This is a genomic window from Cellvibrio chitinivorans (assembly GCF_035117775.1).
Taxonomy (GTDB): Bacteria; Pseudomonadota; Gammaproteobacteria; order Pseudomonadales; family Cellvibrionaceae; genus Cellvibrio; species Cellvibrio chitinivorans.
Genome location: NZ_JAYKKN010000002.1, coordinates 287,228 through 313,193, shown reverse-complemented (window position 1 = coordinate 313,193; position 25,966 = coordinate 287,228). Strand labels below are relative to the sequence as shown.

The following is a 25,966-nucleotide window of genomic DNA, read 5'->3' as shown; positions in this document are numbered from 1 at the left end:
ATAGTTCAATGTTAAACCGCAGCCAATTCTGCAGCTTCATCCACATCTACCGTAACCAAACGAGAAACGCCCGGCTCATGCATGGTAACGCCTAACAATTGGTGTGCCATTTCCATCGCATTTTTATTATGTGTGATGTAAATGAATTGCACTTGCGCTGACATTTCTTCAACCATACGCGCATAGCGACCAACGTTGGCATCATCCAATGGTGCATCAACCTCGTCCAGCATACAGAAAGGCGCAGGATTCAAACGGAAAATTGAAAATACCAACGCAATTGCCGTTAATGCCTTCTCACCACCCGACAACAAATGAATGGTGCTGTTTCGTTTTCCTGGCGGTCGCGCCATGATGGTAATACCCGTATCAAGCAGCTCTTCACCCGTGAGCTCAAGATAAGCATGCCCACCGCCAAACACTTTAGGAAACAGCTCTTGTAAACTTTTGTTCACTTGATCAAATGTTTCTTTGAAGCGCGTGCGCGTTTCACGGTCGATACGCTTAATTGCATTTTCCAGCGTTTCCAGAGCTTCGATCAAATCGGCATTTTGCGTATCGAGATAATTTTTGCGCTCAGATTCAGTTTTATACTCATCAATCGCCGCAAGGTTGATTGGCCCCAAGCGAGAAATTCGCCCGGCGAGACTTTCCAATTCTTCTTCCAGCGGTTTGACCTCTGTACCCTCTGGCATCTCTGCCAAAATAATGTCCAGATTTAATTCTTCTTCCTCAAGCTGCTCAACAATGCCGGCGCGTTGCACTTCAAACATTTGTGCTGCCAAACGCTCTTGCTCCAAATGAGCACGCACAGCTTGAACTTCCTGCTCTGCACGGTTACGAGCCTGCTCCGAATTGCGCAGCTCATGCTCAACCGTTTCTAAAGCGCGACGAGCTTCAGTCAAGGACGATTCAACAGATAATCTTTTTGAAAGCGATGCTTCCAATTCAAGTTTGTATTCTTCAACTGGGTCGCGATTATCGGCAATGCTTGCCAACAATTGCTCACGACGTTCATGCAAGCGCGATGACTGCTCCCGTAACCGGCCAATTCCCAAACGGATAGAATCCAGCTGGGTTTTTACTGATTGGAAACGCATCGCGATTTCATGCGCTTTATCTTTATCATGACGTGCACGCTGGCGAGCGGTATCCAAACCCGTACGGATATCATCGCGCTGCTGCAGGAGCGACTCACGCAAATCTGTATCTTGCTCCATCATCTCGATGGCTTCACTCAAGATCATACGCGCTTCCGACAAATGTTCAGCTTCCTGTTCCATTTGCTCGCGCGCCTCACGGATTTCATTATCGGCGCGCTCGCGGCGCATATTCATTTGTTCAATGCGAACTTGTTTTGCACTTAACTGTGAGCGCAGCTCACCATGCTTACGATTTTCCTCATCGACTTGACGGCGCAGGGCTTCGCGATCTTGCTCCAAACGTTTAATTGCTGCACGCCCTTCTTCAAGCTGAGCATTCAATGTTTCGATATTTTCTTCTGCTGTCGCAATTGCTTCCGCTAACTCTTCCAACTCCTGACGGCGAGCAATAACGCCTGAGCTAGCATCGGTATCGCGCGTTACACGAACCCAATGTGGACTTAACCAAATACCATCACGGGTGATAACAGATTCATTTACTGAAAGCTGATTACGCAAAGCCAATGCAGCAGATAAATCCTCTGCCAAATAAATGCCAGCAAGCAAACCTTGAACATCCCAATTGGCATTCACTTTTGCTGCAAGCAAGGTTGCTTTTGATGATGAAGCAATTTCGGATTTCGCATTCATATCAAATAAAACCAGCTCACCTTGAGTCAGATTTTCAAGCAGCCCGGTTACGCTATCGACTTGATCGACACATACTGCTTGCAGTGCATTACCCAACACGGTTTCAAGTGCTTTATCCCATCCATCAATTACACTCACAGACTCAGCCAAACGGGCATTGTCAGTAAGGTTATTTTGTGAAAGCCATTGAGTAACCGCTTTATTTTTTTCGCCCAATGCTGCTTGTTGCAATGCTTCGAGCGAAGCGTGACGACCGCGCATTTTTTGCAACTGACTACGTGCTTGGTCTAACTCATTCACCCAACGATTATTGTCGTTACGGGTAGAATCAAGTTGCTCAACAAACGCATCCAATTGCAGACGTTTTTCATCAGCAACTAAATCCAACTCAGCCAATTGCTCTGTCAATTCATTAATGGCTTCATCATCTGAACCATCTTGCAAATTAGCCTTTTCTTCACGCAGTTTTTCGATACGTTGCAACAGACGTTGCTGTACCTGCTCCAAATGTTGGATGCGCGATTGCTGAACTTCGGCACGTTGACGCGGCTCAGCGGCACGCTGGTTGAAACTATCCCAATCGTTTTGCCAGCGCTGCATAGCCTCTTCAGCATCGATCAAGGATTCACCGGAGGTCTCTTCAGCTGCTTTCACCAGCTCAAGCTCTGGCTCCAATTCAAGCAACTCTTCTTCCCACGCCTCGGTTTTTTGGGTATCGATTAATAAGTTTTCTTCAGCTTCTTTGCTGTCGCGGGTCGTCTGATCCAAATCAACCTGCAATTGACGCGCACGCTCATTCGCATGCTGAATACTCTGCTCAAGGCGTGCAATCTCGGCGCCTATAGCGTAATAACGCCCTTGAATTTCATTGAATTTGTCACCCAGTTCAGTGTATTGGGTGCGATATTTTTCAATCTGGGTATCTTTGTTGACCTGATCGGTAACAAAGGATTCCATGCGCAATTCAAGATCGCGAATGCCAGCTTGCTTTGCTTTTGCCTGCAAATCCAACTGTTGATATTTAAGTGCTTGCAACTGCGCTTTGAGTGAGCGCTCTTCTTTTTTATATTCTGCGTATTTTTCTGCGGCCTGAGCCTGACGCTGTAATCGTGCAAGTTGGCGCTCAAGCTCATCACGAATATCAGTCAAACGCTCCAGGTTTTCCTGAGTACGGCGCATACGGCTTTCGGTATCGCGGCGACGCTCTTTGTATTTGGAAATGCCTGCCGCCTCTTCGATATAAACACGAAGGTCTTCTGGCTTAGCTTCGATGAGCTTGGAGATCATGCCCTGCTCGATAATCGCATAGCTGCGAGGACCAAGACCGGTACCAAGGAAAATATCGGTAATGTCACGACGACGGCATTTAGTGCCATTCAGGTAATAACTGTTATCACCATCACGAGACACTTTGCGCTTGATGCTAATTTCGGTGAAGGCGGCATATTCGCCAAGAAGAGTGCCGTCAGAATTATCGAAAACCAACTCGATAGAAGCCTGACCAACAGGTTTGCGACCACTGGAACCGTTAAAAATAACGTCAGTCATATTTTCGCCGCGCAGGTTTTTGGCGGAAGACTCCCCCATTACCCAGCGTACAGCGTCAATGATATTCGACTTACCGCAGCCATTAGGGCCAACAACAGCGCATAGGTTGCTGGGAAAGTTGACCGTAGTTGGATCAACAAACGATTTAAAGCCAGCCAGCTTGATGCACTTTAGCCGCATAGATCCATACACTCACGATTTATCAGGCATATAAGGTTTGAGCACCCACTCCAACCCGCCTGTCCACTAAAAAATGTGCTGGCAACCACACATTGCCTAGCTATTTGATTTTGTTAATTTTTTTGACTGTTATTAAAAATCAAAACCACACCAAAAAAACCTATAAGGGCGGAATTCTACACATTTGTGCGATGCTTTACACCCGCCGCGACCAGCAAAAATACTGACACCAAAGTAACTGTTTAGTTTTTAGGCAAAAAGCCAGTTACAACCAACAAAGAAAACTACCGCGCCACTTTTTGGTTAATTTTTATGCCGAGATCAGCAGGTATAGCTTTCATATCTACAGGTCCGAAACTCCCCTGCCAATCACCCTCCTTTGCAGCCGCAGTACCGTCCTGAGAAATGCGAGCAACTACTTCAACAGCATCAACTGAGCCCAAGCTCATCTCAGGAGTCATCGCCATTGCCTCAGTTAACAGCACAGTTTTAGGTAATTCAGAAACAGGAAACCGAGTGATAGCCAAGGGCATTTTGGCACCCAGCCAAATACGCGCATAAACAAAAACAATCTGATCTGGCCGAGCATCAACACCATCAGCCAAGCTGACATTAATACTCAATTGTCGCCCTGAGCGAGCCGCAGCCAGTGATTCCTCGGTTCCGCCTTCCGCAAAATACAAAGTTGCAGCACGCTCAATGCCAGCCACCAACGCTTGGCTGCCGGGCAACTCTCGCCCAGTCAACTTAACTGCGTGCTCCCAGTGCTTAATGGCATTCAAGTAATCCTTTTTACCAAATGCATCTATACCGGCAAGCCCCAATGCCATTGTGTTATCCGGCTCAGCTGCAAGAACTTTATTAACCAAATCGGTAATCGGTGGACTCATGGTATTGCCATCGCGCAGGAACATGGCCTGCGCCAGCTCTGCCATCACCATGGTTGAACTGTTATCGCGCTGCAACACTTGCTGATAGGCAACTACCGCCTGAGGAAAATCATTCAGATCCATGCGCATACGCGCGAGGAAAAACCAATATTGCAGCTGTTCTGGCTCATCAACGAGGCGAGCCTCGATCAACTCCACCATTTCACGAGCCCTTACAGGATCAGGATTGCGCCCGGCAAGATAGTCCGCATTATCAAGCTCCTGTTTCACCGCTTGCGCCAAACGGATCTCCACATCTGCGCTACTACCGAGCTTTTCATATAAGCCCCAGCTCACAACAACTACCAAAATCGACACAACGCCCAGAGTTTTAAACCCTGCACTTATAGATCGACTTTTCTGCGCAGCGCGTATATCTGCCTCATCATCAAGCAAGGCTCGCTCCTGCTCCAGCTTCAGCTGCTCGAATTGGGCCTGCTCGATGCGACCAGAAGCCAACTGCGCCTCCAGCTCCGCCATATGCTCGCGAAACAACCGAACATTTTCTGCCAGTCGATCTGAAATTGATTCATCAGATATGTTATTGCTTGGCTGCTGGGCAGCTACACGCCCGCCACTCAACAGCGGCCAAAAAATAAAACCTAACGCCAAGGCACACAGAATTGCCACACCAACCCACAAGGACACCATTAGTTTTTCTCCTGTCGAGTTGTTGCACCAACAACTTCAGCATCATTCTGCTTTGAACGATTTAATAAATTATCCAGGCGATTTTTTTCTTCTTGCGAAAGCCCGGAGCTCATCATCACATTTACCCACCTCCGCTTGCGCACAATCAGCAGCAACATAACCACACCGATAATCAGCAAGAAAACTGGTGCCCCCCACAAAAGAATCGTGGCGGGCGATAAGCGCGGGCGGTACAGAATATATTCGCCGTAGCGCGCCACCATAAAATCAATGATCTCTTTATCTGACTTCCCATCTTTGATCATCGCATCCAGCTCGCGGCGTAAATCCACTGCGATTGGTGAATTGGTGCCGGCTAGATTCTGGTTTTGGCATTTTGGGCAGCGCATCTCATCAATAAAGGTTTGATAGCGTTTTCGATCAACCTCATTATCAAACTCATGCACTTCAATCGCAGAAAAACTGGAAAACGAAATTAATAGCAGGCCAATACTCAAGCAGACCTTCATTAAGCGTGCGCACATCAACATGCTTGCAACCCCAAATAAAAAATTTGCGCGAGTATAACAACTCACAGGCAGCAGCGCTAAGGCTTGCAAACAAGCCCAAAAAACAATCACAAGTGTTTGTTTTGCAATCACTTTTTGACTTTTTTACAGTTTTTTTAAAAAACCGTAAAAAAAAGGTTGACCGAAAGTTTTACATGATTAGAATACGCGCCACCAACAAGGTGATCACCGAAAGGTGAATGATCTTGGGCGGTTAGCTCAGTTGGTAGAGCAATGCCCTTACAAGGCATGGGTCACAAGTTCGAGTCTTGTACCGCCCACCACTTTTACTCATAAGGTAATTTTGGTTTTTGACTGCCGCGGACCGGTAGTTCAGTTGGTTAGAATGCCGGCCTGTCACGCCGGAGGTCGCGGGTTCGAGCCCCGTCCGGTCCGCCACTATTTGAAATGAAAAAAGCCCCACATCAGGGGCTTTTTTTATGCCTGCGAGTTTTATAACTCACGCTATATTCACATTATTAATTAAACATCACGCCATTTTATTGCGTGCCTCATCAGGATGAGACGCAATATCTGCCTTGATGTGCTTGTACGCATAAATCCCAACATAAGTAATCATTACGCAACACAGCACAATAATTACCAAACCTAGTGCCACGACTGAATCCAAGTACATATTTACCTCCGCCTTCACATTGACTAACTTCAGTCTACGCAAAAACAAAAAAGGGGATTTGATATGGATCAAATCCCCTTGCACCCCATCGAATTCAGCTCAATGGCTATTTCAAACTGTCGAATATTGGCTTGATAGCAGAGTTCCAATTTTCCTCGTTTACATCACCAATATGCTTGTAGCGAATAACACCCTCTTTATCGATAAGATAGGTTTCGGGTGCACCAAATACACCCAAGTCCAAGCCTAAGCGGCCGTCATTATCAGTCACACTGTATACATAAGGGTTATGCAATTCCGCCAGCCAGCGCTGGGCATCTTCATTATTGTCTTTGTAGTTGATGCCATAGATCACCACGCCCTGTTGCTTGAGTTTATTGAGAAACTCATGCTCTTGGCGACAAGTAACACACCAGGTTGCCCAGACGTTTAACAGGCTCACTTTACCCTTAAGCATTTCATGAGTCGCGGTCGCCAATCCAGATGGATTTTCTGGAGCAGGCAATACTGGCAACTCAAAGGCCGGCACAGGTTTATTCAATAACGCAGAAGGCATGTCGTTTGGATTTAGTGACAACCCACGCCAGAACAACACACCCAACACAATAAAAATAATGAGCGGTATAAATAGAAATAAACGCTGCTTATTCATTAACGAGTTTTCCCACTGAAGCATTTACCTCTGACACTGTTTTGACTGATTTACGATAGCGCTTATCGGCCACTGCCAGAACAGCACCAAAGGCCATCATTAATGCACCTAACCAAATCCAACGAACAAAAGGTTTGAGATGAACACGCATCGCCCAAGCCGTTTCAGTTAATGGCTCACCCATTGCAACATAAAGATCGCGGAACAAACCAACATCCAAGGCAACTTCCGTCATTGTGCTGCCACTCGCTAAATAGCGGCGTTTTTGCGGTTTCATTTCACGCAAAAATTTGCCGTCTTTCATCACCGTGATCAGCGCTTCTTCCGCAGAGTAGTTAGGGCCGTCAATATGCGAGAGTTTATTTAAAATAAAATCATACTCAACAACTGTAACCTTCTGCCCTACTTCCATGCGCACATCGCGCTGCTCGGTGTAAATACTGGTTAGACCAACTCCTACGACTGTCACCGCGATACCGGCATGCGCAATCACCATAGCGTAGTAACTTAGACTTAATTTTTTGAAACCCGAAATAAACGAATCGCTGTTACGCAGGCGATAAAACACATCGGCAATCAATGCAGTGATTACCCAGCTCGCAATAAAGACAGTAAGTGCGGCAAGAATTTCATACTTATCGCGATAGACCAGCGGGAAAACCAAGCCGATAGCCAAGCTAATCGCCCAAGGCTTCCACAGGAGCCGAATGAATTGCAGACCTGACGTTTTTTTCCAGTTTGATAAAGGGCCAAATGCCATCAGCAAACATAGCAACCCCATCAACGGCAAAAAGAACAGATTGAAATATGGTGGGCCGACTGAAATTTTACCCAAGCTGAGCGCATCAGCGATCAACGGATACAGCGTCCCAATCAGCACCATCACCATGATAATGGTGAGCAAAATATTGTTCGCCAGCAGCAATGTTTCGCGTGAAAACAGATTAAAACCTGTCTCCCCCTTTACCACTGGAGCGCGCAACGCGAAAAGGGTTAATGACGCCCCTACAACGATAAAAAAGAAAGCGAGAATAAATACACCGCGCTCAGGATCATTCGCAAATGCGTGAACCGAAGTAAGAACACCGGAGCGCACCAAGAAGGTCCCTAAAAGGCTTAAAGAAAAGGTAAAAATCGCCAACAGCAAGGTCCAGCTTTTAAATAAGCTGCGCTTTTCTGTAACTGCAAGTGAATGGATTAAGGCGGTGCCAATCAACCAAGGCAGGAAAGACGCATTTTCTACCGGATCCCAAAACCACCAGCCGCCCCAACCCAACTCGTAATAAGCCCACCAACTGCCCAATGCGATACCAACGGACAAAAAGCCCCACGCCAATGTTGCCCAAGGGCGTGACCAACGCGCCCATGCACTATCCAATCGCCCGGTCAGCAGTGCAGCAATTGCAAATGCAAACACCACGCTAAAGCCCACATAGCCCATATACAAAACCGGAGGGTGAATGATCAAACCTATGTCTTGTAAAAGTGGATTCAAATCGCTGCCATCTTGCGGCGGAATTGGAAGAAGGCGATCAAATGGATTTGAGGTAAATAAAATAAAAGATAAAAAGCCAACAGCGACAAAACCCATGATGGACAACACACGTGCCTGCATATCCAGCGGCAATGAACGACTAAACAGCACGACTGCAAATGTCCAGCCGGCAAGCATTAAAATCCACAACAACAAAGAGCCTTCATGCCCGCCCCAAACCGCACTGACTTTGTAATACCAAGGCAAAAGTGAATTGGAGTTTGAGGCAACATATTTGACTGAGAAGTCATCGTGAACAAAGGAGTACACGAGACAAGCAAATGCAAAAGCGACAAATACAAAAAATCCGGTAGCCAGTGAGCGACCGGATTGCATTAACAGATTGCTGCCGTAGTGCGCGCCAACCAATGGCAACACAAACAAGGCCACACTCAAACACATGGCCAAAATAAGTGAAAACTGCCCTAGCTCTGGCGCCAGCTGAATCAGATCAAGCACCATATTTCATGCCCTCGCAGGTAGCTTGATGCTCACCCTTACCTTTCATTGCCTCGGCAACTTCAGGCGGCGTGTAATTTTCATCGTGCTTGGCCAAAACTTCGCTGGCATTGATCTCGCCAGATTCAGTAACTATCCCATTGATGACCGCCGCTTCGCCTTCAGCGAATAAATCGGGAAGTATGCCGTTGAAATTCACTTTTACATCAGCAATACCATCGGTAATTAAAAAATGAATTTCAAGGGATTGATCAGAACGCTGCACACTGCCAGGTTTAACGCAGCCACCAGCGCGGATACGCGTATTGTGCGGTACATCACCTGCAGCAATTTTGCTTGGCGGATAAAACAAATTGATGTTCTCCCGCAATGCATAAACCATAAGGCCAACGGCAATACTGGAAAACACCACGATAAAAATCACAATCATTAAGCGCTGTTTACGAACCGGATGCATGACTTACATTCTCTAACGGCTAATACGGATTAATTATTCAGCAGCACGAGCTGCAGAATTGGTTTGTGCTAATTTTTGTAGTTTTAATTGTTGCTTGATAAACGCTTTTTTCTGCATTAATGGGCTAACCAGCAGAAAGACCAGAACCACAAAGGTGATTGCATAAGACGCCCAAACAAACGGGCCATGACCATTCATCGCGATAAAATCGGCGATTGATTCAAATTGGAATTTCATATTTACCCCTTCTTACCCAAGACACCGACCAATTCATTCACCCATTGTGTGCGACTTTCACGGCGCAGTACTTCAACACGCGTATTGAGCAATAGCACCAACGCGTAGAAGCAGTAAAAACCAATCACCATTATCAATAACGGGTAAAGCATGGAGGGGTCGATAGTCGATTTGCTGGTAAATTTGATGGTCGCTGGCTGGTGAAGCGTATTCCACCAATCCACAGACTTATAGATGATCGGGATATTCACCATCCCGACCAACGCCAGCACAGCACTTGCTTTATCGGCAGTATCGCGATGTTGAAACGCCTGCTGCAGCGCGATCATGCCTAAATATAAGAAGAACAAAATCAGCATAGAGGTGATGCGCGCATCCCACTCCCACCAGGTTCCCCAAGTCGGCTTACCCCAGATGGAGCCAGTGATGAGCGACACAAAGGTTAAAAGTGCACCAATCGGTGCGGCCGACTTCATTACCATAAATGGCAACTTCATTTTCCAGATAAGCCCGATAGCGCCAGAAATCGCCATGATGTAATAGCCAGCCAAGGCCAAAAAAGCGGCAGGTACATGGATATAAATAATGCGATAGCTATTGCCCTGCTTGTAGTCCGCGGGCGCAAAGGCCAAACCCCATACAGCGCCAGTGAGGATCAAAGCGATACTGAATGCTGCTAACCACGGCAGCCAAGGTGTGGTTTTTTCATAAAACCAGCGCGGGGAACCTAAACGATGAAACCATTGCCATGCCATATCTGAGGCCCTATCTCTAAAGTCGTAATTACTGCTCGTTATTCTTAGTTATCCATTGGTGCTGATGCGCAAGGCACCCAGTGCTGCGATGGGGGCAAGCACTATCGCTAGCGCGAGAAATGCCCCCAATACTGCCAATTGCATTCCTATAGCTCCGCCCTGTACCGATGTCTGCACGGCACTTGCGCCGAAAATCAGCACAGGAATATACAAGGGCATCACAATCAACGACAACAACAAACCGCCCTTGCGTAACGAAACTGTTAACGCTGCCCCTACTGCGCCAATCAAACTCATGGATGCAGTGCCCAATGCCAATGAAATCAACAAAGGAACATAGCCTTCAAATGGCAAGCTCAGCATCAACCCCAGCACAGGTGCCAATAGCGTTACCGGCAGGCCAGACACCAACCAATGCACCAATACCTTGGCCATCACTGTGAAATACAGCGACTGAGGGCTAATCAGCATTTGCTCCAAAGATCCGTCTTCATAATCACTGCGAAACAGACCATCTAAAGACAACAGAGTCGCGAGCAGCGCCATCACCCAAACAATTCCCGGCGCCAGCAGCATCAACACGGATTTTTCCGGGCTAACACCAAGCGGAATCAAGGTAACGGCGATCAAAAAAAACACCAGCGGATTAGTCAACTCTGCCTTGTGCCGCGCAGCCACCAACAGATCGCGGCGAAAACTGGCTACAAAACCTCCCCAAAGACTGATGACAGGCACCTTATCAACCATGATAAGACTCCTCGCTGCGCACACCGCTGCCAAGATAGTCATCGCTCGCAGGTTGATACGCCTGTAAATCAACCACACGCAGCTGTGGCAAGGTTAAATCCTGATGAGAGGTAAGAATCGCCGCACCGCCCTTGGCGCAATGCTGCGCAATCAGCGCCTCTAATTGGCTTACGCCCACTTTATCGATAGCGGTAAAAGGCTCATCCAAAATCCAAATGCGCGCCCGACTCAAATGCAATCTGGCTAAGGCAACCCTGCGCAACTGCCCAGCTGAAAGCTGATAGCAAGGCGTATCCTCATAACCATAGAGCCCGACTGCAGCTAATGCATCATTGATGGCGATAGCCACCCCACTTTGCGCTTTGTACCACTCCAGATTTTCGGCAGGAGTTAAGGCTTTTTTGATGCCCGGCAAATGGCCGAGATAAAGACTATCGCCAGCAAAATCCCAAGCCGCTTCCGATAACGGCTGACCCGTGTAGAAAATTTGGCCGTGAAAATCGGTGCTAATGCCAGCAATCGCGCGCAGCAAAGTGGTTTTGCCGGCGCCATTGGGGCCGCCAATCTGAATCACATCGCCAGCGTGCACCTGTAAATCCAGCCCCGAAAACAACAGGCGATCATCCCTCTCGCATGCAAGATTGCGTAGTTCAAGCAGCGGAGTTGCCGCTTCATTTACCAAATCTGTCATGCGTATACTTGCCTTGCGTGAATGGGGTTCTACAGGAATCGCCCTTCAAGCCGCTATACTCTGAACAACCTGATTCACAGCAAGGGTGAGGTACGACAAGTGCCAAAAGCTCGCGATTATAGCGGCCTGCACAGCGACAGAGCACCCACATTTACGTTTTTGAGCATATTAATAGCCATTTGAGATAAGCCATGGAGCTGAGTTCAGTCACTGACAAGCTGCTGCAGAATGTTCAGCGGGCGCAGATCGACCAGATAATGGCGATCACCAAAGTGCTGGGCTTAAAAATTGGCGACCAATTTTTGGCCGATGTGCAAAAAATCACTCAAGCTACACCCGATGAACGCGCGCAGTTGATCAAGTCGATTGAAACCCAACTCGCTCAGCTCAATAAAAACTCCGCGGCGCCCGCGATTAAAGCATTGATCAGCGAACTTGAAGCGCAAAAATCGTTGGTACAAACATCTGCACTCAAACTGGTTACGCTTTCTATTAATACTCCCAATTCCAATGCTCCCGCCGCCTTAACATCGCCCGCCCCCACAAGCACGCAACTTCTCACCTATACCAGCCAACCGCTTGAGCTGAATCAAACACTGTTGATGCAACTGAGCGAAGGGCAAAAATTGCAACTCCTCAAACCACTCACTAAAGCAGAGGCCGCCAATTTTGCGGCGCTGTTACAAGCTGGCAATACAACAAGCACAGCACCAACAGGACAACTTCAAATAGAGACAAACAAAGCAACAGAAGTGATTAGCGATGCATTACGGCGCTTGCTACCGAATAAAGATAAGGGGCAAGACCTACTCACAGCCCTACCCAAAGTGGCGCAGTTCATCCAGCAACTGCCGGTTGCAGAACGCAAAGAATGGTTATCGAGCCAAGTGCAGCAATCACTGAAAACACTGGCCAATCACATTCGTTTATCCGACCAGCTCACCAATCCCAAATTGGTCGAAATGACACTCAAAAATAATGGCCAAAGTTTTGAGTACAAACTTGCAAGCCTGATCGCTTCACCAAAAACCAGCGAATCGGCAACCATCGCTGCCCCCGCAAAACCTGTAACAAACATACTTGCATCTGGCCAGCCAGCTCATGCGCTAGCTTCGCTTACAAATAAATCGATAACGTCAACGCCAACACAAACACCAATGACAGTCGAGAAGCTCGCCGCACAGGATTTAAAAGGTGCACTCCTGGGTTTGGCCCATCAATTAGATACCGAACTGGAAACCTTAAAACCTGCGCTACCCAGCTCGTCGCTCACTACAGACGTTAATAAAAATTTGCTCGCCATTACCCTGCCCCAATTTCTGGGCATGCTCACCAACAAACAACAAGGCGAGCTGAATCAAAAACAATTGCGCACTCAACTGGTAATGCTGATGCACCAATACACTTTGGGCAGCATTTCAAAAATTCAGCTACAGCAAGCTCATACACTGAACCATCAACTTGGCCAAACTGATCCAGCTCAACCAACACAATCCTGGCAATTTGAAATCCCTGTCCGACAAGGACATGACATTCACCCTCTGCACATTCAAATAGATCAGCAATGGGTTGAAGATCAACAAGAGCAAAGCGAGAAAAATACAACATGCATGCGGCAATGGAATGTGATGTTCAGTTTTGATTTGGCCATAGTCGGCAAATTTTATGCACAGCTCACCTTGATTGGCGAAAGTCTTTCCACCAAGTTTTGGGCTGAACATGAAAACACACTGCTTGAAGCAAAACACAAAATGGATGGGCTAAAAGCACAGCTTGAAAAAGAAGGGATTCGCGTTACGCAAATGCAATGTGTGCCCGGCCTTCCGCCACAACCCAAAATGTCTTTCAGTTATTCGCTTGTCGATATTAAAACCTAAGGCGCCCAGATGAATTCTCACTACACGCCAAACGAATTACAAAAAGCCGTTGCACTTTATTACGACGGCAAAAATGCGCCTCATGTCAGCGCCAAAGGCACTGGCGAAGTTGCCGAGCAAATAATTGCCATTGCCCAAGAACACGGCGTCCCGCTTTGCGATAACTCCGCGCTGGTGGATTTATTGGTGACTTTGGAGCTGGGCGATGAAATACCAGAATCCCTTTACATCGCCGTGGCCTATATCATCGCCTTCGCTTATCAACTGGAAGGGAAAAAACCAGACGCTTGGGCAGATTAACAATCACAACTTGGCAATCCTCCCTTTTACAAGAGTTACACAAATCGTCCATATTTCACCCTTTCCATGCCTGCAGTTTGATGCGATTATGACGTCATCTTTTTGACAGATGCGCATCAACCCTATGCAGAATTCAATGAATCATTTTATTTCCAGCACAGAACTCAAAGCACAATTGAGCAAAGTGGTTATTTTCGATTGCCGCTTCAACCTCATGAATAAAACATTAGGGCGCGAGCAATATCACACCGGGCATATTCCCGGTGCTTACTATCTGGATTTGGAACAAGATCTATCTGGCCCGATTGCCACACATGGCGGGCGCCATCCTTTACCCGATGAAGAAATTCTCAGCCAAAAACTTCGCACGACAGGAGCAAGTCAACATTCAACTATTGTGGTTTACGATGATTCGCGCATGGGCTATGCCGCGCGTGCTTGGTGGCTGCTGCGCCACTACGGGCACAAAGAAGTGTTGATTCTTGATGGAGGCTTCAGTGCTTGGGTTAATTCCGGCGGCGCAATTGATCGGCGCGAACCCGCACCTAAAACTGGAAACTTCAAAGCAGTTGTTCAACAGGATTGGGTTGTCACCCGCGAAGACATTCTTAATCCCGAATCCATTTTTACCCTTATCGATTCGCGCGAAGCAAAACGTTATCGCGGCGAAGAAGAACCCATTGACCCTGTGGCGGGGCATATTCCAAATGCATTGAATTACTTCTGGCAAGACGCAACGACTGAACAAGGTTTTATCAAATCACCCAATGAACAAGAGCAACGTTGGAAGGATTTGCAAGATGACAATCTAGTCATTTACTGCGGCTCAGGCGTTACCGCCTGTGTAAATATCTTGTCCTTGGAGATGTGCGGGAAAAAAGCAAAACTTTATCCAGGCAGCTGGAGCGATTGGTGCTCCTATCAAATCAAATAAAATGTTTTAGCTAAGGGGCATATAAAAACGGGCGATATTTCTATCGCCCGTTTTTCAATTAATTCGTGTATTCATATTCAATACGTACATCCTGCGGCCCACCGCGATCATCATCGATATTGGAGCGACCATGAAAGCGCATCAAATATTTGCCGTTAGGGTCATAAGCAAGATTGATTGGATCAGCAAATAGCGCGCTGAATTTTTTAGCAGGCGCGATTCGGAAGTAAATCCATTCTTTCCCATAATTTGCATCATAAACTGGCGAATCAGAACCTTTTATTTTGCGCACCTCCAAAGCAACACTCCCCAAACGCGCGGGAATCGCAAAGTCAAACTTCAACTTCTTACCCGACAACAACTTATCCCAATTTAATTGGATATAGGCATCAAAACCCGTATCGATAACGGTTTTTGCATTATCAAAAATAACCTTTTCATTTTGCGAACTATTCATTCCATGAGTCAGAACCAATCTGGCACCTTGAAATTGAGCCGATGCGAATTCGTTATCGCGTGTATCTTCAAAATTAAAACTGGGCTGAAACGGCTCCCCTTGGTACACCAAGGTTTTTGAGGCAAAGACCGTCCCTTCAGGCGTTACATAGTCAACACGAACTGATTTGTTTTCATCAAGCCCTGTGTAGAGTTCACGATACACAAGCTGATTATCATCAAGACTGTACGCACTCCCCGCCGCAACATAGTTGTCTTGAGCTAGCGCCCCTACAGCATTAACTCCAACCACAAAAGCAATCACAGCCAAGCTGCGCCCAAGAGCCTGTCGACGATAACTCTTCTCTTTCATACTGAACATATAACCCCCTACCATAAAAACCAAAACTTAAACCCTGAAGCCTGCTGTAGCTTCTTTTTTATCTACACGATTAGCGACCAATATAGGTCCAGCCACATTGCGAAACCGTTTAAACATTTATTTTGCAAACGACGATAACTGAGAAAAAAGCGCAATGGTTTCTTTGCGACTACTACTTAAATCTACAATCGGCCGGGGATAATTTTCCAATTCCGGCGGATTATGGATTTGTTTATTAGATAAATGCGCCAATTCGGGAACCCACTTACGAATAAATTCTCCCGATGGATCAAACCGTTCAGACTGGCTAATCGGATTAAAGATACGAAAGTAAGGTGCCGCATCGGTGCCGGTAGATGCACTCCACTGCCAACCGCCATTGTTTGCGGCAAAATCACCATCGATTAATTGCGACATAAAATAATCTTCGCCCCAGCGCCAATCGATTTGGCAATTTTTGGTCAAAAACATCGCAACCACCATGCGCAGACGATTATGCATCCAACCTGTGGCATTCAGTTGGCGCATGGCGGCATCCACAATCGGAATACCTGTATTACCTGCACACCAAGCATCAAACAAGGCTTGATCAAATCGCCAGGGAAATGCTTCGGTGTGCGGTTGCATCGCTTTGCGCTTACAAACTTGCGGATAATCAGCAACTACATGCTGATAGAACTCCCGCCAGATTAATTCGCCTATCCAACATTCAGCTCCTGCGTTACCGCCCTCCCATTCACCCTGAGTGTAGGCCAGCACAGCCGCTATGGCTTGTCGGGGTGATAGTGAACCGACTGCAAAATAAGGCGATAAAATCGAAGTTCCAGCCACTGCAGGAAAATCGCGCTGGTCTTTGTAACCTGACAAAGACTGCTCAATAAAATGATCCAGACGGCGATAGGCTTCTCGCTCTCCAGCAGGCCAAAGCGCCGACAAATCGCGCAACTCATGTTCACTAAAAAGCTGATCAATCTCCTCTTTCGACGCGGCGTTTATTGCCAGAGGCGCTGATTGTTTTACTGGCAAGCCAAGAGGCTGCATAGAAATGGGCATTACCATGCTCAGCCATTTCTTTTTAAATGCGGTGAATACTTTATAAGGTTCCCCCTGCCCATTACGAATCATACCCGGCGGAACAATACAGCGATCATGGCAGCGTTTTACCAATATTCCGTTATCACGCAACAACTGATTAACAGCCAGATCGCGATTCACTTCATTTATTGGATATTCAGCATTAAAGTAAAAATGCTCTACTTGCAAAGTCTGAGAAATACGAAGCAATTCTGGTGCAATTTCATCCGGTTTTTTAACACGAATAACTACCAGTGGAATATTGAGGTCAGCCAAATCCGCTACTAACAAATGTAAATGCTGACGAACAAACTCCAGCTGGGAGGATGAAATACTGTGCATTTTTACGTAGGCATCGCAGTGCAGATAAACTGCAGCAACGCCCAGCCCTAAGTCCGCCGCCTTATGCAAAGCAGGGTTATCATAGACTCGCAAATCATGACGCAACCAAACCAAAGCCGTCATTGCGCCCCCAACATTTTCTTGATTCTGCGGATCGCAAATCCAGTCAGTGGAAAGTGTTCATACAACATCGAACCAGCATCAAAATAATCGCGCTGATAATAAATTTTTTCGTTAAATAACAAATGAGTATTTCCGGTTAGTTCCAGCAACTTACCGCCTGCCAATTTTTTGTGGCGATAATGCATAGTCCAAAACAAAATGGCCTCACCTTTATCTGCCATCTCCATTGAGTGATGATATTCAAAACGGCACTCAATCAAATCTGCCATCAAAGTTGTATAGTAACTTTTAAGGTGATCCAAACCGTTTACTGCATGTAATGGGTCACGGAACTGAATGTCGTCACTGTAAACATCCGCCAATGATTTGAGCATTCTCTTGTCAAATTGCAGATGCATACTGCGTATTTTTTGCAGAAGTGTCAGCGTCATATAAAGCTCAAATATGATTACGCAAGCCTAACCGTTCAGGGTGAGGCGCCCAAAAAGTTTGTGATGCTAAATACGGGTTATCCAGTTTTAACAAATGATGTTTAAGCAATGTAAGCGGCACCACCAAGGGCACAAATCCCTCTCTATAAGAGTCAATCAGCTGCGACAACTCTTGCTTTTCCTGTGTATTCAAATAGGTTTTCAGATAACCACGCAAATGCATAATTGCATTGGTATTACCTTTACGGGTGGCGTGGTGCGATAAGGCCGTCATAAATAAACGGAAAAATTCTTGGCTGCATTCTGCAATATCCCGACCTGAAAGATTGGCTAAAAATCGCCCGATTGAAAAATAACTCGGTACGTGATGCGCCATCACTTGGTATTTATAGCGAGAGTAAAACTCAATCAATTTTTTTGCCGTCGGTGCAGCCGCCACCCGACTTTTAAAATCATGGTAGGCATAAACACGGGTGATAAAATTATCGCGCAAGCCAGCGTCATTTAAACGCCCAGCCTCCTCCACAGGAAGTAAAGGCATCAACTCCATCAAACGTTTTGCGTAAGCTCCCCGCCCATTAGCATCGAGAGTATAACCATCAGCTGTGTAACGCTTCATACCAAAAACACCACAGCTGGGAGATTTTTGCATAAACACGTAACCGCAAATATCCGGCATTTGCGCTACTGCTATTTCCGCTTGTTCAACCAAATCCTCAGTAACATCGAGATCTGGATTGTCATTACCTTGCACCCGGGTTTCGTTATTGGAGACGACCAATCGAATCGGCTTGCGCGGAATACCTAATCCAATCGCCACTTCCGGGCAGACAGCTCGAAACTCAAAATATTCGCTCAACACTTCTGTCAGATAGCGGTTGTGTTTGTGTCCACCATCATAACGAACCTGCTCTCCGAGCAAGCATTGACTAACACCCAAGGGAATTTTGTTCATATCAGCCCTATCTAAAACCTGATGACATCTATGTTTTACATCACTGACAGAAAGAAGGCAAAGCCTCAATGGTGCGGTTTGAAAATAAAGCAGCTGAAAGAAAAAAGCCGAACTAGGTTCGGCTTTGGGGAAGACAAATAATAATTAATGCGTGGGAATTTCTATATCTTCAAATAGTTCGTCCAACTCAGCACGAGAATGGCGATTAAATGCTTCATTTATGACATCTTTAGTCAGATGCGGCGCAAACTTTTCAATGAAGTCGTACATGAAACCACGCAAGAAGGTGCCACGGCGGAAGCCAATTTTGGTTACGCTTGACTCAAACAGATGGCTTGCATCCAAGGCTACCAAATCACTATCAGTTGATTCGTTGTACGCCATACTCGCGATTATCCCTACGCCTAATCCAAGACGCACGTAGGTTTTAATTACGTCAGCATCTGCGGCAGTAAAGACGACCTTAGGCGCAAGACCACGGTTGATAAACGCCTCATCCAACTTGGAGCGCCCTGTAAAACCGAACACATAAGTCACAATTGGATATTTTGCTACATCTTCCAGTGTCAGATTGGAAATCTGCGCTAGAGGATGGTTTTTAGGCACAACCACGCTGCGATTCCAGCGATAACACGGCATCATGATCAGATCGCTGAACAACTCCATCGCTTCTGTCGCGATGGCGAAATCAACAGTACCATCCGCTGCCATTTCAGAAATTTGCATGGGCGTGCCCTGATGCATATGCAAAGCAACTTCAGGATATTGCTTAATAAAAGAACCAATCACAGGCGGCAATGCGTAGCGTGCTTGAGTGTGCGTGGTTGCTAGAGTCAGCGTGCCTTTACGCTCATTACTAAACTCTTGCGCCACTTGTTTGATACTTTCGACTTTGCGCAGGATTTCACCTGCAGTCTTCAGAATCGCTTCACCAGCTGGAGTGATTCGGGTCAAATGTTTCCCGCTGCGCGAGAAAATTTCAACACCCAGTTCATCTTCCAATAAGCGGATTTGTTTACTGATACCAGGCTGTGATGTATACAAACTCTGTGCAGTCGCTGACACGTTTAAATCGTGATGCGCCACTTCCCAGATATAGCGTAGTTGTTGCAGCTTCATAAGCCCTCCGATTGGCTCACTCACTGAAGGTTGTCGCCAAAGGCATTCACCAGAACATAACCTTGAGAGTAACTCAAAGTTATAAAATTAACTAAAATTATTCACTAATAGAATAGAGCAATTCACCGCCTTGCTACAGCAATTATTAATTGTGCTACAAGCCAGCCTTGTTACAACTTTAGACTATATCCCAAAAATGCAAAGTTTTTGGCAGATGAATATTACAAAAATATCAAAAAATAGCGATTAGACACCCTATATTGGGTATATAGCCTTAGCTGCCAGAGTTCAATATCAGCTTATTGGCGATGCCATGGGGAACATGACCCGTGGCGACATGCTCGCGCGCCGAGTCGCAGTGCATTTGCTGATCATCAAAAAACACATCTGCACCATAGGCCTTTAAGAAAGCACCTTTTGATAAGCCACCCAAAAATAGCGACTCATCAATACGAATATTCCATGCCCGCAAAGTGCGGATAACTCGCTCATGTGCTGGCGCTGATCGAGCCGTCACTAACGCGGTACGTATCGGGCAATCTTCCCCAAATTCAGCTTGAAGATTATGTAACGCAGCCAAAAATTGTTTAAACGGCCCCCCACTCAAAGGCTCTTTTGCAGAAGCCTTTTCGCTTTCAGTAAAGGCGGATAAACCTTGCAGCTTATAAATCTGCTCTGCTTCGTCGGAAAAAATCACAGCATCGCCGTCAAAGGCAAAGCGCAGTTCATCTTCATTTTCCACTTGGTTATTGGATGCGATCAACGTTGCTGCTGCCATGCCATGTTCAAGTGCCTGGCGCACATCCTCTGGTTCAGTAGAAAGAAATAAATGGCAGCCAAAGGCAGATGCGTAACGATAAGGAGATGTGCCGCCACAAAATGCAGCACGACTAATTTTCAAGCCGTAATGCTCTACAGAGTTAAAAACTCGCAACCCAGTATCCGCACTATTGCGCGATAACAAAATCACTTCTACACGCGGATCATCTCCCAGTCGCTCATTAAGGCGCAGTAGTTTTTTGACCAGTGGAAACGCATCGCCCGGTGCAAGCACCTCATCCTCATGCTCAATCTGGTACTGCGCGTAAGCAGCCAAACCTTGGTTGATATAAACCTGATGACTCTCATCCAGATTAAATAAGGCGCGCGATGAAATCGCTATTACCAGCTTATCGCCAAAACCTTTTGCCATAATCAGACTCTCCGTAACAGAACAGGTTTATTGCAAGGTAAACGCGTCGGCATCCAAGTGTGCGGGAAACCTTGTGCGATACTCGGTTAAATTTTCAGCGTACAACTCAACGGTAATCAATTCCGCTTCCTGGCTGGTGGCGATCAACTCACCCGCAGGGCCGTAGACACTCGAATCACCAGCATAATGCTGCCCCGCTTCATCCATGCCTACGCGATTAACCCCCAAAACATAACTCAGGTTTTCGATAGCACGAGCTTGCAGCAAACGGTTCCAATGCAAGCTGCGCGCACTTGGCCAGTTGGCGACATAAAAGCTGAGATCATAATCATTGCGATTGCGGCTCCACACCGGAAAGCGCAAGTCATAACAAATCAGCGGCAGAATGCGCCATCCTTTAAGCTCAACCAAAACACGCTCATTACCCATCGCATAACGCGTATGTTCACCTGCCATTCTGAATAAATGGCGTTTGTCGTATTCAACATAAGAGCCATCGGGGCGCATCCAGATCAAGCGATTCACATAACTATTCTCATGGGGATCGCCAAGTTTTACCACCAAGCTACCAGTGACAACAGCATCGTGTTTGGCCGCTTGTTGTGCCATCCATTGATATGCACGGCCATCAACGGTTTCTGCATAATTACGTGCATTAGCGCAAAATCCGGTGGTAAATACTTCCGGCAGAATAATCAAATCGGTTTTGGTAATAGCCTCCAATGCCTGCTCAAATACCGCAAGATTCTGTTGCGGATCATTAGGCACAATCACTTGCTGCACCAAGGTGACAGTCAAATTATCCACGATGAACAATCTCCTCTTCGTTGTGATGAGCTGGATGCAGCCATCGATAACAAAGCGCAAACGCGATTAGCGCCGATATAGCCGACAACAAGAATGTACTTGATGCACTATAGTCCCACAAGAATCCACCAATCAATGCGCCCGCCGCACCACCTGCACCAAAGCTAAGCGAGCTGTACATAGCCTGCGCCTGCCCTTGATTTGCACCTTTAAAATAGGTACGCACCAGCTCGATCGACACTGAATGCGCGATACCAAAGCTGCAGGCATGCAATAACTGCGCAAATAAAAGCACGGACAGATGATTAGCCCCATAGGCGATCAACAGCCAACGCAGACTCGTGGTGAGCAACGCAAACAACATCAATACACGCAGAGGAAAACGAGCCAATAGTCTGTGCATCACAAAAAAGATCGCAATTTCTGCAAGTACCCCTAATGCCCACAAAAGCCCGGTCGATGTACGGCTATAACCGTAGTTTTCCACCAAATAAAGAGTGTAAAACGTGTAATAAGGGCCGTGACTTAACTGCAATAAAAAACTGGCGATTAAGAAACACAAAATTGTTGGCTGGAGCGCAAGGCGCAAAAACGAATGCTGCGCATTTGCTGTCTTTTTGGAGCTTAAATCGCGCACACTGAGGCTGGACAGCCAAATAAGAATGAGAAATGACAAAATAAAAAGCGGCAGGTATCGAATAGGTAACACATCAAACACTAGGCCAAGCCCAACAACGGCAGCCATAAATCCGAATGAACCCCAAAGTCGAATTTGGCCGTAGCGATGATACTTATCGCCCAAATACCCGAGGGTGATAACTTCAAATTGAGGTAAAACAGCATGCCAAAAAAAGGTGTAACAGCTAACGACCAAGACTAACCACCAGTAGCGCTGATCGAGCAGGATTCCTGCAAAAATAATACTTGCAGCCAAACTTCCCAAACGAATGATGCGCAATCGCTGTTGCGTATGATCCGCCAACCATCCCCAAAAATTGGGGGCAATAATCCGCGTTGCCAGAATGATCGCGCTTATAACACCAACATCCTGCGACGAATAACCAAGGGATTTGAGATAAATTCCCCAGTAAGGAATCAGAGTACCGACAACGGCGAAATAGAAAAAATAAAATCCGGAAAGTCGCCAGTAAGGAATTGCTTGCTGCGCAGAAGATAGGGGCATAAAAGTACTAACAGGAGCAGACAAGTTTGGGTTAGCTGTGGCGCTGCACAACTAACCCGCAACCTGTGAAGAATTATTTTGCTTGTGCAGGAATCACCGGAATTGAATGCTTAACGCCACCATTTTGCCCGCGATGACGCAACAAGTGATCCATCAGCACTAACGCCAACATAGCCTCAGCGATTGGTGTTGCGCGAATCCCGACGCAAGGGTCATGACGACCTTTGGTGATGACCTCTACAGGGTTTCCGTGCACATCAACACTGCGACCGGGAAGGTGCAAACTTGAGGTCGGCTTAAGCGCAAGATTGGCGATAATGTCCTGACCTGAAGAGATTCCGCCCAAAATACCACCGGCATTGTTGGATAAAAAACCTTCCGGGGTGATTTCATCGCGATGCTGGGTGCCGCGTTGTTCAACCGATTCAAAACCTGCTCCGATTTCAACACCTTTAACCGCATTGATACTCATCAATGCATGCGCAATTTCTGCATCCAAACGATCAAAAATAGGCTCGCCCAAACCCGGTGGAACGTTAGTCGCCACGACGGTGATTTTTGCTCCAATGGAATCGCCCTCTTTGTTTAATGCCTGCATGAAAGCTTCCATTTCAGACACTTTGCTGGCATCGGGGCAGAAGAATGGATTTTGATCAACCTGATCCCAATCCACTGTTTCAATCTTGATCGGCCCAAGCTGCGACAAATAACCACGCACTTCAATGCCATGAAAATCTTTCAGATATTTTTTAGCGATAGAACCTGCAGCAACACGCATTGCAGTCTCACGCGCCGATGAACGGCCGCCGCCACGGTAATCGCGCACACCGTATTTTTGCATGTAGGTGTAGTCCGCATGAGCTGGACGGAATTGATCTTTGATATTGGAATAGTCTTTCGAGCGCTGATCGGTATTCTCAATCATCATGCCAATTGGAGTGCCGGTCGTTTTACCTTCAAACACACCAGAGAGAATTTTCACCATGTCATCTTCGCGACGCTGAGTGGTGTAGCGCGATGTGCCTGGTTTACGGCGGTCCAAATCAATTTGGATATCCGCTTCAGTCAACTCAAGGCCGGGCGGACAGCCATCGACAATCGCCCCCAAGGCAATGCCATGACTCTCGCCAAAGGTAGTTACCGTAAACAACTTGCCGTACGTATTTCCAGACATTCGCAATTTCCTGATCTAAGATCCCACTTGAAATCAATAAAAAGTAGGAATCAATAAAAAGTGTGCCGATTATACGTGACTTGCCCAGCCGACGCATCGACACAACACTATTCGAGCACTCCTAAAGCACCCCGGCTGCGCGCGCATTACGCAGCTCTTGCGCCGTAAGCACAAACACACCATGACCGCCGCGCTCAAACTCTACCCAAGTAAATGGCAGCTCGGGGTAAGCCGCTTCCAAAGCGGGCCAAGAGTTGCCAACTTCTACCACCAGCAAACCATCGTCGGTCAAATGATCCAATGCTTCAGTTAACAAGCGACGGGTAAAATCGAGGCCATCATCACCAGAGGCCAACCCAAGTTCAGGCTCAGCGTGAAATTCATCGGGTAGACTCGCCATATCCTCTGCATCCACATAGGGTGGGTTGGAGACGATTAGATCGAAGCGTTGCCCAAGCAGGTTTTCAAACAAATCCGACTGGATCGCAAAAACGCGCTCGGTCACACCATGCTGCTGAATATTTTCTTCGGCAACTGCCAGCGCATCGAACGAAATATCACTCAACTGCACCTCAGCATCAGGAAATGCATGAGCACAGGCGATGCCGATACAGCCGCTGCCGGTACACAAATCCAGTATTTGCTGCGGCTCATTTACCAACCAAGGCGAAAAGTGTTTATCGATTAGCTCACCAATAGGCGAACGCGGCACCAGTACTCGCTCGTCTACCACATAAGGCATACCCCCAAACCAGGCTTGACCGGTGATATAAGCAGCAGGGATACGCTCCTCAATGCGGCGCTGAATATTGGCTACAACCCGCTCGCGCTCTGCTGTGGTCAAGCGTGCATCCAGCCATACATCCCCCAAAGGCGGAGCCAGATGAATGGCGTGCAGCACCAACTGCTCAGCTTCATCCCAAGGGTTATCTGTACCATGACCATAAAAGAGTTTTGCAGCGATAAATTCACTGGCGGCCCAACGCAAAAAATCGCGAATGGTCAGCAATTGATCGCGCGCCAGATCAAATTGATTGGTAGATGCAGTCATGAATAACCTCAGGGAATCGGCAAAGTGCGGGCATTCTACCCAATAAATCGATCAAATCAGGATTTAAGTTTTCTCGATTCCCAGTGAAAGCGGTAAACTACTGTTTTGTGACAGGCAGATGATCGCTGCCGCTAGAGGAGTTTGTAATGAGAGAACATTTTGCGAGCATTATTGCTGGCGTCGGTGAAGACCTAACCCGCCCTGGCCTTCTGGACACACCGGATCGCGCAGCCAAAGCCTTTCAATTTTTAACCCGCGGCTACCATCAAACACTGGATGAAGTGGTCAACGATGCACTCTTCCCGTCCGACTCGGATGAGATGATTCTGGTTAAAGATATTGAGCTTTACTCCCTATGCGAGCATCACTTGCTGCCCTTTATTGGTAAGGCTCACGTTGCTTATATCCCAACTGGAAAAGTACTGGGCTTATCAAAAGTTGCACGAATCGTCGATATGTTTGCACGTCGCCTACAAATCCAGGAACAACTTACCGTACAAATCGCCGAGTGCATTCAGGAAATTACCGGTGCATCTGGCGTAGGCGTTATTATCGAAGCCAAACATATGTGCATGATGATGCGCGGTGTTGAAAAGCAAAATTCCTCGATGAAAACCTCCGCCATGCGCGGCAGTTTCCGCAGCAACCAAGCAACGCGCAATGAGTTTTTGTCGCTGCTGCGCTAAGGTTTTTTCATGATGCAAAATTTTTAACGCATAAAAAAGGCGACACCATGCAAAATGATGTCGCCTTTTTTGATTTTAAAATT

25 protein-coding genes and 2 tRNA genes are annotated in these 25,966 nt (G+C 46.8%); 6 read left to right on the top strand and 21 right to left on the bottom strand.

The features are described 5' to 3' along the window. Positions 1-11: 11 nt before the first annotated feature. The 3 genes from smc to SPL68_RS08080 form a co-directional block, all read right to left on the bottom strand. Positions 12-3,521 carry a chromosome segregation protein SMC gene (gene smc / locus SPL68_RS08090; protein ID WP_323814584.1) on the bottom strand — a complete coding sequence of 1,170 codons (3,510 nt, stop codon included), beginning with the start codon at positions 3,519-3,521 and terminating at the stop codon, positions 12-14. A 284-nt stretch (positions 3,522-3,805) separates the two neighbouring features. Beyond that, positions 3,806-5,101 (bottom strand): c-type cytochrome biogenesis protein CcmI, encoded by a 1,296-nt coding sequence (ccmI, locus tag SPL68_RS08085; RefSeq protein ID WP_323814583.1) that lies wholly within the window; start codon positions 5,099-5,101, stop codon positions 3,806-3,808. Beyond that, a complete protein-coding gene (locus SPL68_RS08080) occupies positions 5,101-5,631 on the bottom strand; it encodes a cytochrome c-type biogenesis protein (protein WP_323814582.1) in 531 nt (176 codons plus the stop codon). The genes ccmI and SPL68_RS08080 overlap by 1 nt, the downstream gene beginning before the upstream one ends. Positions 5,632-5,857: 226 nt before the next feature. On the opposite strand from SPL68_RS08080, the gene SPL68_RS08075 reads away from it, so the two are divergent. Both SPL68_RS08075 and SPL68_RS08070 read left to right on the top strand, forming a co-directional pair. Then, a tRNA-Val gene (locus tag SPL68_RS08075) sits at positions 5,858-5,933 on the top strand. 38 nt (positions 5,934-5,971) lie between these two features. After that, positions 5,972-6,048, top strand: a tRNA-Asp gene (locus SPL68_RS08070). A gap of 91 nt (positions 6,049-6,139) precedes the next feature. Here the strand turns inward: SPL68_RS08070 and SPL68_RS08065 are convergent. From SPL68_RS08065 to ccmA, 8 genes are all read right to left on the bottom strand, one after another. Then, positions 6,140-6,286: a hypothetical protein gene (locus SPL68_RS08065; RefSeq protein WP_323814581.1), complete on the bottom strand. Its 147-nt coding sequence runs from the start codon at positions 6,284-6,286 to the stop codon at positions 6,140-6,142. Positions 6,287-6,392: 106 nt separating this feature from the next. Next, a complete protein-coding gene (locus tag SPL68_RS08060; protein WP_323814580.1) occupies positions 6,393-6,938 on the bottom strand; it encodes a DsbE family thiol:disulfide interchange protein in 546 nt (181 codons plus the stop codon). After that, positions 6,931-8,913: a heme lyase CcmF/NrfE family subunit gene (locus tag SPL68_RS08055; protein WP_416377421.1), complete on the bottom strand. Its 1,983-nt coding sequence runs from the start codon at positions 8,911-8,913 to the stop codon at positions 6,931-6,933. The genes SPL68_RS08060 and SPL68_RS08055 overlap by 8 nt, the downstream gene beginning before the upstream one ends. A 10-nt stretch (positions 8,914-8,923) precedes the next feature. Next, complete coding sequence (gene ccmE, locus SPL68_RS08050) at positions 8,924-9,388, bottom strand: cytochrome c maturation protein CcmE (protein WP_323814578.1); 465 nt, start codon at positions 9,386-9,388, stop codon at positions 8,924-8,926. Positions 9,389-9,421: 33 nt separating this feature from the next. Further along, positions 9,422-9,625 (bottom strand): heme exporter protein CcmD, encoded by a 204-nt coding sequence (ccmD, locus tag SPL68_RS08045; protein ID WP_323814577.1) that lies wholly within the window; start codon positions 9,623-9,625, stop codon positions 9,422-9,424. Between the two features lie 2 nt (positions 9,626-9,627). Further along, on the bottom strand, positions 9,628-10,380 hold the full coding sequence (locus SPL68_RS08040; protein WP_323814576.1) for a heme ABC transporter permease: 753 nt from the start codon (positions 10,378-10,380) through the stop codon (positions 9,628-9,630). A gap of 48 nt (positions 10,381-10,428) precedes the next feature. Next, positions 10,429-11,127: a heme exporter protein CcmB gene (ccmB, locus tag SPL68_RS08035; protein ID WP_323814575.1), complete on the bottom strand. Its 699-nt coding sequence runs from the start codon at positions 11,125-11,127 to the stop codon at positions 10,429-10,431. Then, entirely contained in the window at positions 11,120-11,818 is a 699-nt protein-coding gene (ccmA, locus tag SPL68_RS08030; protein ID WP_323814574.1) for a cytochrome c biogenesis heme-transporting ATPase CcmA, read from the bottom strand. Before ccmA ends, ccmB begins: the two co-directional genes overlap by 8 nt. 191 nt (positions 11,819-12,009) lie before the next feature. Here ccmA and SPL68_RS08025 point away from each other — a divergent pair, with 191 nt between their 5' ends. The 3 genes from SPL68_RS08025 (at position 12,010) to SPL68_RS08015 (ending at position 14,929) form a co-directional block, all read left to right on the top strand. Continuing rightward, the gene (locus tag SPL68_RS08025; protein WP_323814573.1) at positions 12,010-13,695 is read left to right on the top strand and encodes a flagellar hook-length control protein FliK; all 1,686 of its coding nucleotides are present in this window, start codon (positions 12,010-12,012) and stop codon (positions 13,693-13,695) included. Between the two features lie 9 nt (positions 13,696-13,704). Beyond that, positions 13,705-13,995 carry an EscU/YscU/HrcU family type III secretion system export apparatus switch protein gene (locus SPL68_RS08020; protein ID WP_323814572.1) on the top strand — a complete coding sequence of 97 codons (291 nt, stop codon included), beginning with the start codon at positions 13,705-13,707 and terminating at the stop codon, positions 13,993-13,995. 136 nt (positions 13,996-14,131) lie between these two features. After that, positions 14,132-14,929, top strand: a complete 798-nt coding sequence (locus SPL68_RS08015) for a sulfurtransferase (protein WP_323814571.1) — start codon at positions 14,132-14,134, stop codon at positions 14,927-14,929. Positions 14,930-14,987: 58 nt separating this feature from the next. On the opposite strand, the gene SPL68_RS08010 is transcribed toward SPL68_RS08015, so the two are convergent. From SPL68_RS08010 to prmB, 10 genes are all read right to left on the bottom strand, one after another. Beyond that, entirely contained in the window at positions 14,988-15,746 is a 759-nt protein-coding gene (locus SPL68_RS08010) for a hypothetical protein (protein WP_323814570.1), read from the bottom strand. 117 nt (positions 15,747-15,863) lie between these two features. Then, a complete protein-coding gene (locus tag SPL68_RS08005; protein ID WP_323814569.1) occupies positions 15,864-17,285 on the bottom strand; it encodes a cryptochrome/photolyase family protein in 1,422 nt (473 codons plus the stop codon). Beyond that, a complete protein-coding gene (locus tag SPL68_RS08000; protein WP_323814568.1) occupies positions 17,282-17,716 on the bottom strand; it encodes a nuclear transport factor 2 family protein in 435 nt (144 codons plus the stop codon). The genes SPL68_RS08005 and SPL68_RS08000 overlap by 4 nt, the downstream gene beginning before the upstream one ends. Before the next feature lie 7 nt (positions 17,717-17,723). After that, a complete protein-coding gene (locus SPL68_RS07995) occupies positions 17,724-18,671 on the bottom strand; it encodes a YbgA family protein (protein ID WP_323814567.1) in 948 nt (315 codons plus the stop codon). 144 nt (positions 18,672-18,815) lie between these two features. After that, on the bottom strand, positions 18,816-19,790 hold the full coding sequence (cysB, locus tag SPL68_RS07990; protein WP_323814566.1) for an HTH-type transcriptional regulator CysB: 975 nt from the start codon (positions 19,788-19,790) through the stop codon (positions 18,816-18,818). Positions 19,791-20,064: 274 nt separating this feature from the next. Beyond that, complete coding sequence (locus tag SPL68_RS07985) at positions 20,065-20,982, bottom strand: 5'-nucleotidase (protein WP_323814565.1); 918 nt, start codon at positions 20,980-20,982, stop codon at positions 20,065-20,067. Positions 20,983-21,009: 27 nt separating this feature from the next. Further along, entirely contained in the window at positions 21,010-21,789 is a 780-nt protein-coding gene (locus SPL68_RS07980) for an amidohydrolase (RefSeq protein ID WP_323814564.1), read from the bottom strand. After that, entirely contained in the window at positions 21,782-22,972 is a 1,191-nt protein-coding gene (locus tag SPL68_RS07975) for an MFS transporter (RefSeq protein ID WP_323814563.1), read from the bottom strand. The genes SPL68_RS07980 and SPL68_RS07975 overlap by 8 nt, the downstream gene beginning before the upstream one ends. A gap of 73 nt (positions 22,973-23,045) precedes the next feature. Then, positions 23,046-24,146, bottom strand: a complete 1,101-nt coding sequence (gene aroC / locus SPL68_RS07970; protein WP_323814562.1) for a chorismate synthase — start codon at positions 24,144-24,146, stop codon at positions 23,046-23,048. A gap of 121 nt (positions 24,147-24,267) precedes the next feature. Next, complete coding sequence (gene prmB, locus SPL68_RS07965) at positions 24,268-25,197, bottom strand: 50S ribosomal protein L3 N(5)-glutamine methyltransferase (RefSeq protein ID WP_323814561.1); 930 nt, start codon at positions 25,195-25,197, stop codon at positions 24,268-24,270. Positions 25,198-25,343: 146 nt separating this feature from the next. Here prmB and folE point away from each other — a divergent pair, with 146 nt between their 5' ends. After that, positions 25,344-25,883: a GTP cyclohydrolase I FolE gene (folE, locus tag SPL68_RS07960; RefSeq protein ID WP_323814560.1), complete on the top strand. Its 540-nt coding sequence runs from the start codon at positions 25,344-25,346 to the stop codon at positions 25,881-25,883. Positions 25,884-25,966: the final 83 nt, after the last annotated feature.

What these genes read in the sequence shown, in the direction of transcription:
- SPL68_RS08015 (WP_323814571.1), top strand. Translation starts at nt 14,132, where the DNA reads ATGAATCATTTTATTTCCAGCACAGAACTCAAAGCACAATTGAGCAAA.
- cysB (WP_323814566.1), bottom strand. Translation starts at nt 19,790, where the DNA reads ATGAAGCTGCAACAACTACGCTATATCTGGGAAGTGGCGCATCACGAT.
- smc (WP_323814584.1), bottom strand. Translation starts at nt 3,521, where the DNA reads ATGCGGCTAAAGTGCATCAAGCTGGCTGGCTTTAAATCGTTTGTTGAT.
- SPL68_RS08025 (WP_323814573.1), top strand. Translation starts at nt 12,010, where the DNA reads ATGGAGCTGAGTTCAGTCACTGACAAGCTGCTGCAGAATGTTCAGCGG.
- SPL68_RS08005 (WP_323814569.1), bottom strand. Translation starts at nt 17,285, where the DNA reads ATGACGGCTTTGGTTTGGTTGCGTCATGATTTGCGAGTCTATGATAAC.
- SPL68_RS08060 (WP_323814580.1), bottom strand. Translation starts at nt 6,938, where the DNA reads ATGAATAAGCAGCGTTTATTTCTATTTATACCGCTCATTATTTTTATT.
- prmB (WP_323814561.1), bottom strand. Translation starts at nt 25,197, where the DNA reads ATGACTGCATCTACCAATCAATTTGATCTGGCGCGCGATCAATTGCTG.
- SPL68_RS08000 (WP_323814568.1), bottom strand. Translation starts at nt 17,716, where the DNA reads ATGACGCTGACACTTCTGCAAAAAATACGCAGTATGCATCTGCAATTT.
- SPL68_RS08065 (WP_323814581.1), bottom strand. Translation starts at nt 6,286, where the DNA reads ATGTACTTGGATTCAGTCGTGGCACTAGGTTTGGTAATTATTGTGCTG.
- SPL68_RS07985 (WP_323814565.1), bottom strand. Translation starts at nt 20,982, where the DNA reads ATGGCAAAAGGTTTTGGCGATAAGCTGGTAATAGCGATTTCATCGCGC.
- SPL68_RS07975 (WP_323814563.1), bottom strand. Translation starts at nt 22,972, where the DNA reads ATGCCCCTATCTTCTGCGCAGCAAGCAATTCCTTACTGGCGACTTTCC.
- SPL68_RS08020 (WP_323814572.1), top strand. Translation starts at nt 13,705, where the DNA reads ATGAATTCTCACTACACGCCAAACGAATTACAAAAAGCCGTTGCACTT.
- ccmB (WP_323814575.1), bottom strand. Translation starts at nt 11,127, where the DNA reads ATGGTTGATAAGGTGCCTGTCATCAGTCTTTGGGGAGGTTTTGTAGCC.
- ccmA (WP_323814574.1), bottom strand. Translation starts at nt 11,818, where the DNA reads ATGACAGATTTGGTAAATGAAGCGGCAACTCCGCTGCTTGAACTACGC.
- SPL68_RS07995 (WP_323814567.1), bottom strand. Translation starts at nt 18,671, where the DNA reads ATGAACAAAATTCCCTTGGGTGTTAGTCAATGCTTGCTCGGAGAGCAG.
- SPL68_RS08080 (WP_323814582.1), bottom strand. Translation starts at nt 5,631, where the DNA reads ATGTTGATGTGCGCACGCTTAATGAAGGTCTGCTTGAGTATTGGCCTG.
- ccmE (WP_323814578.1), bottom strand. Translation starts at nt 9,388, where the DNA reads ATGCATCCGGTTCGTAAACAGCGCTTAATGATTGTGATTTTTATCGTG.
- SPL68_RS08040 (WP_323814576.1), bottom strand. Translation starts at nt 10,380, where the DNA reads ATGGCATGGCAATGGTTTCATCGTTTAGGTTCCCCGCGCTGGTTTTAT.
- ccmI (WP_323814583.1), bottom strand. Translation starts at nt 5,101, where the DNA reads ATGGTGTCCTTGTGGGTTGGTGTGGCAATTCTGTGTGCCTTGGCGTTA.
- SPL68_RS08010 (WP_323814570.1), bottom strand. Translation starts at nt 15,746, where the DNA reads ATGTTCAGTATGAAAGAGAAGAGTTATCGTCGACAGGCTCTTGGGCGC.
- folE (WP_323814560.1), top strand. Translation starts at nt 25,344, where the DNA reads ATGAGAGAACATTTTGCGAGCATTATTGCTGGCGTCGGTGAAGACCTA.
- aroC (WP_323814562.1), bottom strand. Translation starts at nt 24,146, where the DNA reads ATGTCTGGAAATACGTACGGCAAGTTGTTTACGGTAACTACCTTTGGC.
- ccmD (WP_323814577.1), bottom strand. Translation starts at nt 9,625, where the DNA reads ATGAAATTCCAATTTGAATCAATCGCCGATTTTATCGCGATGAATGGT.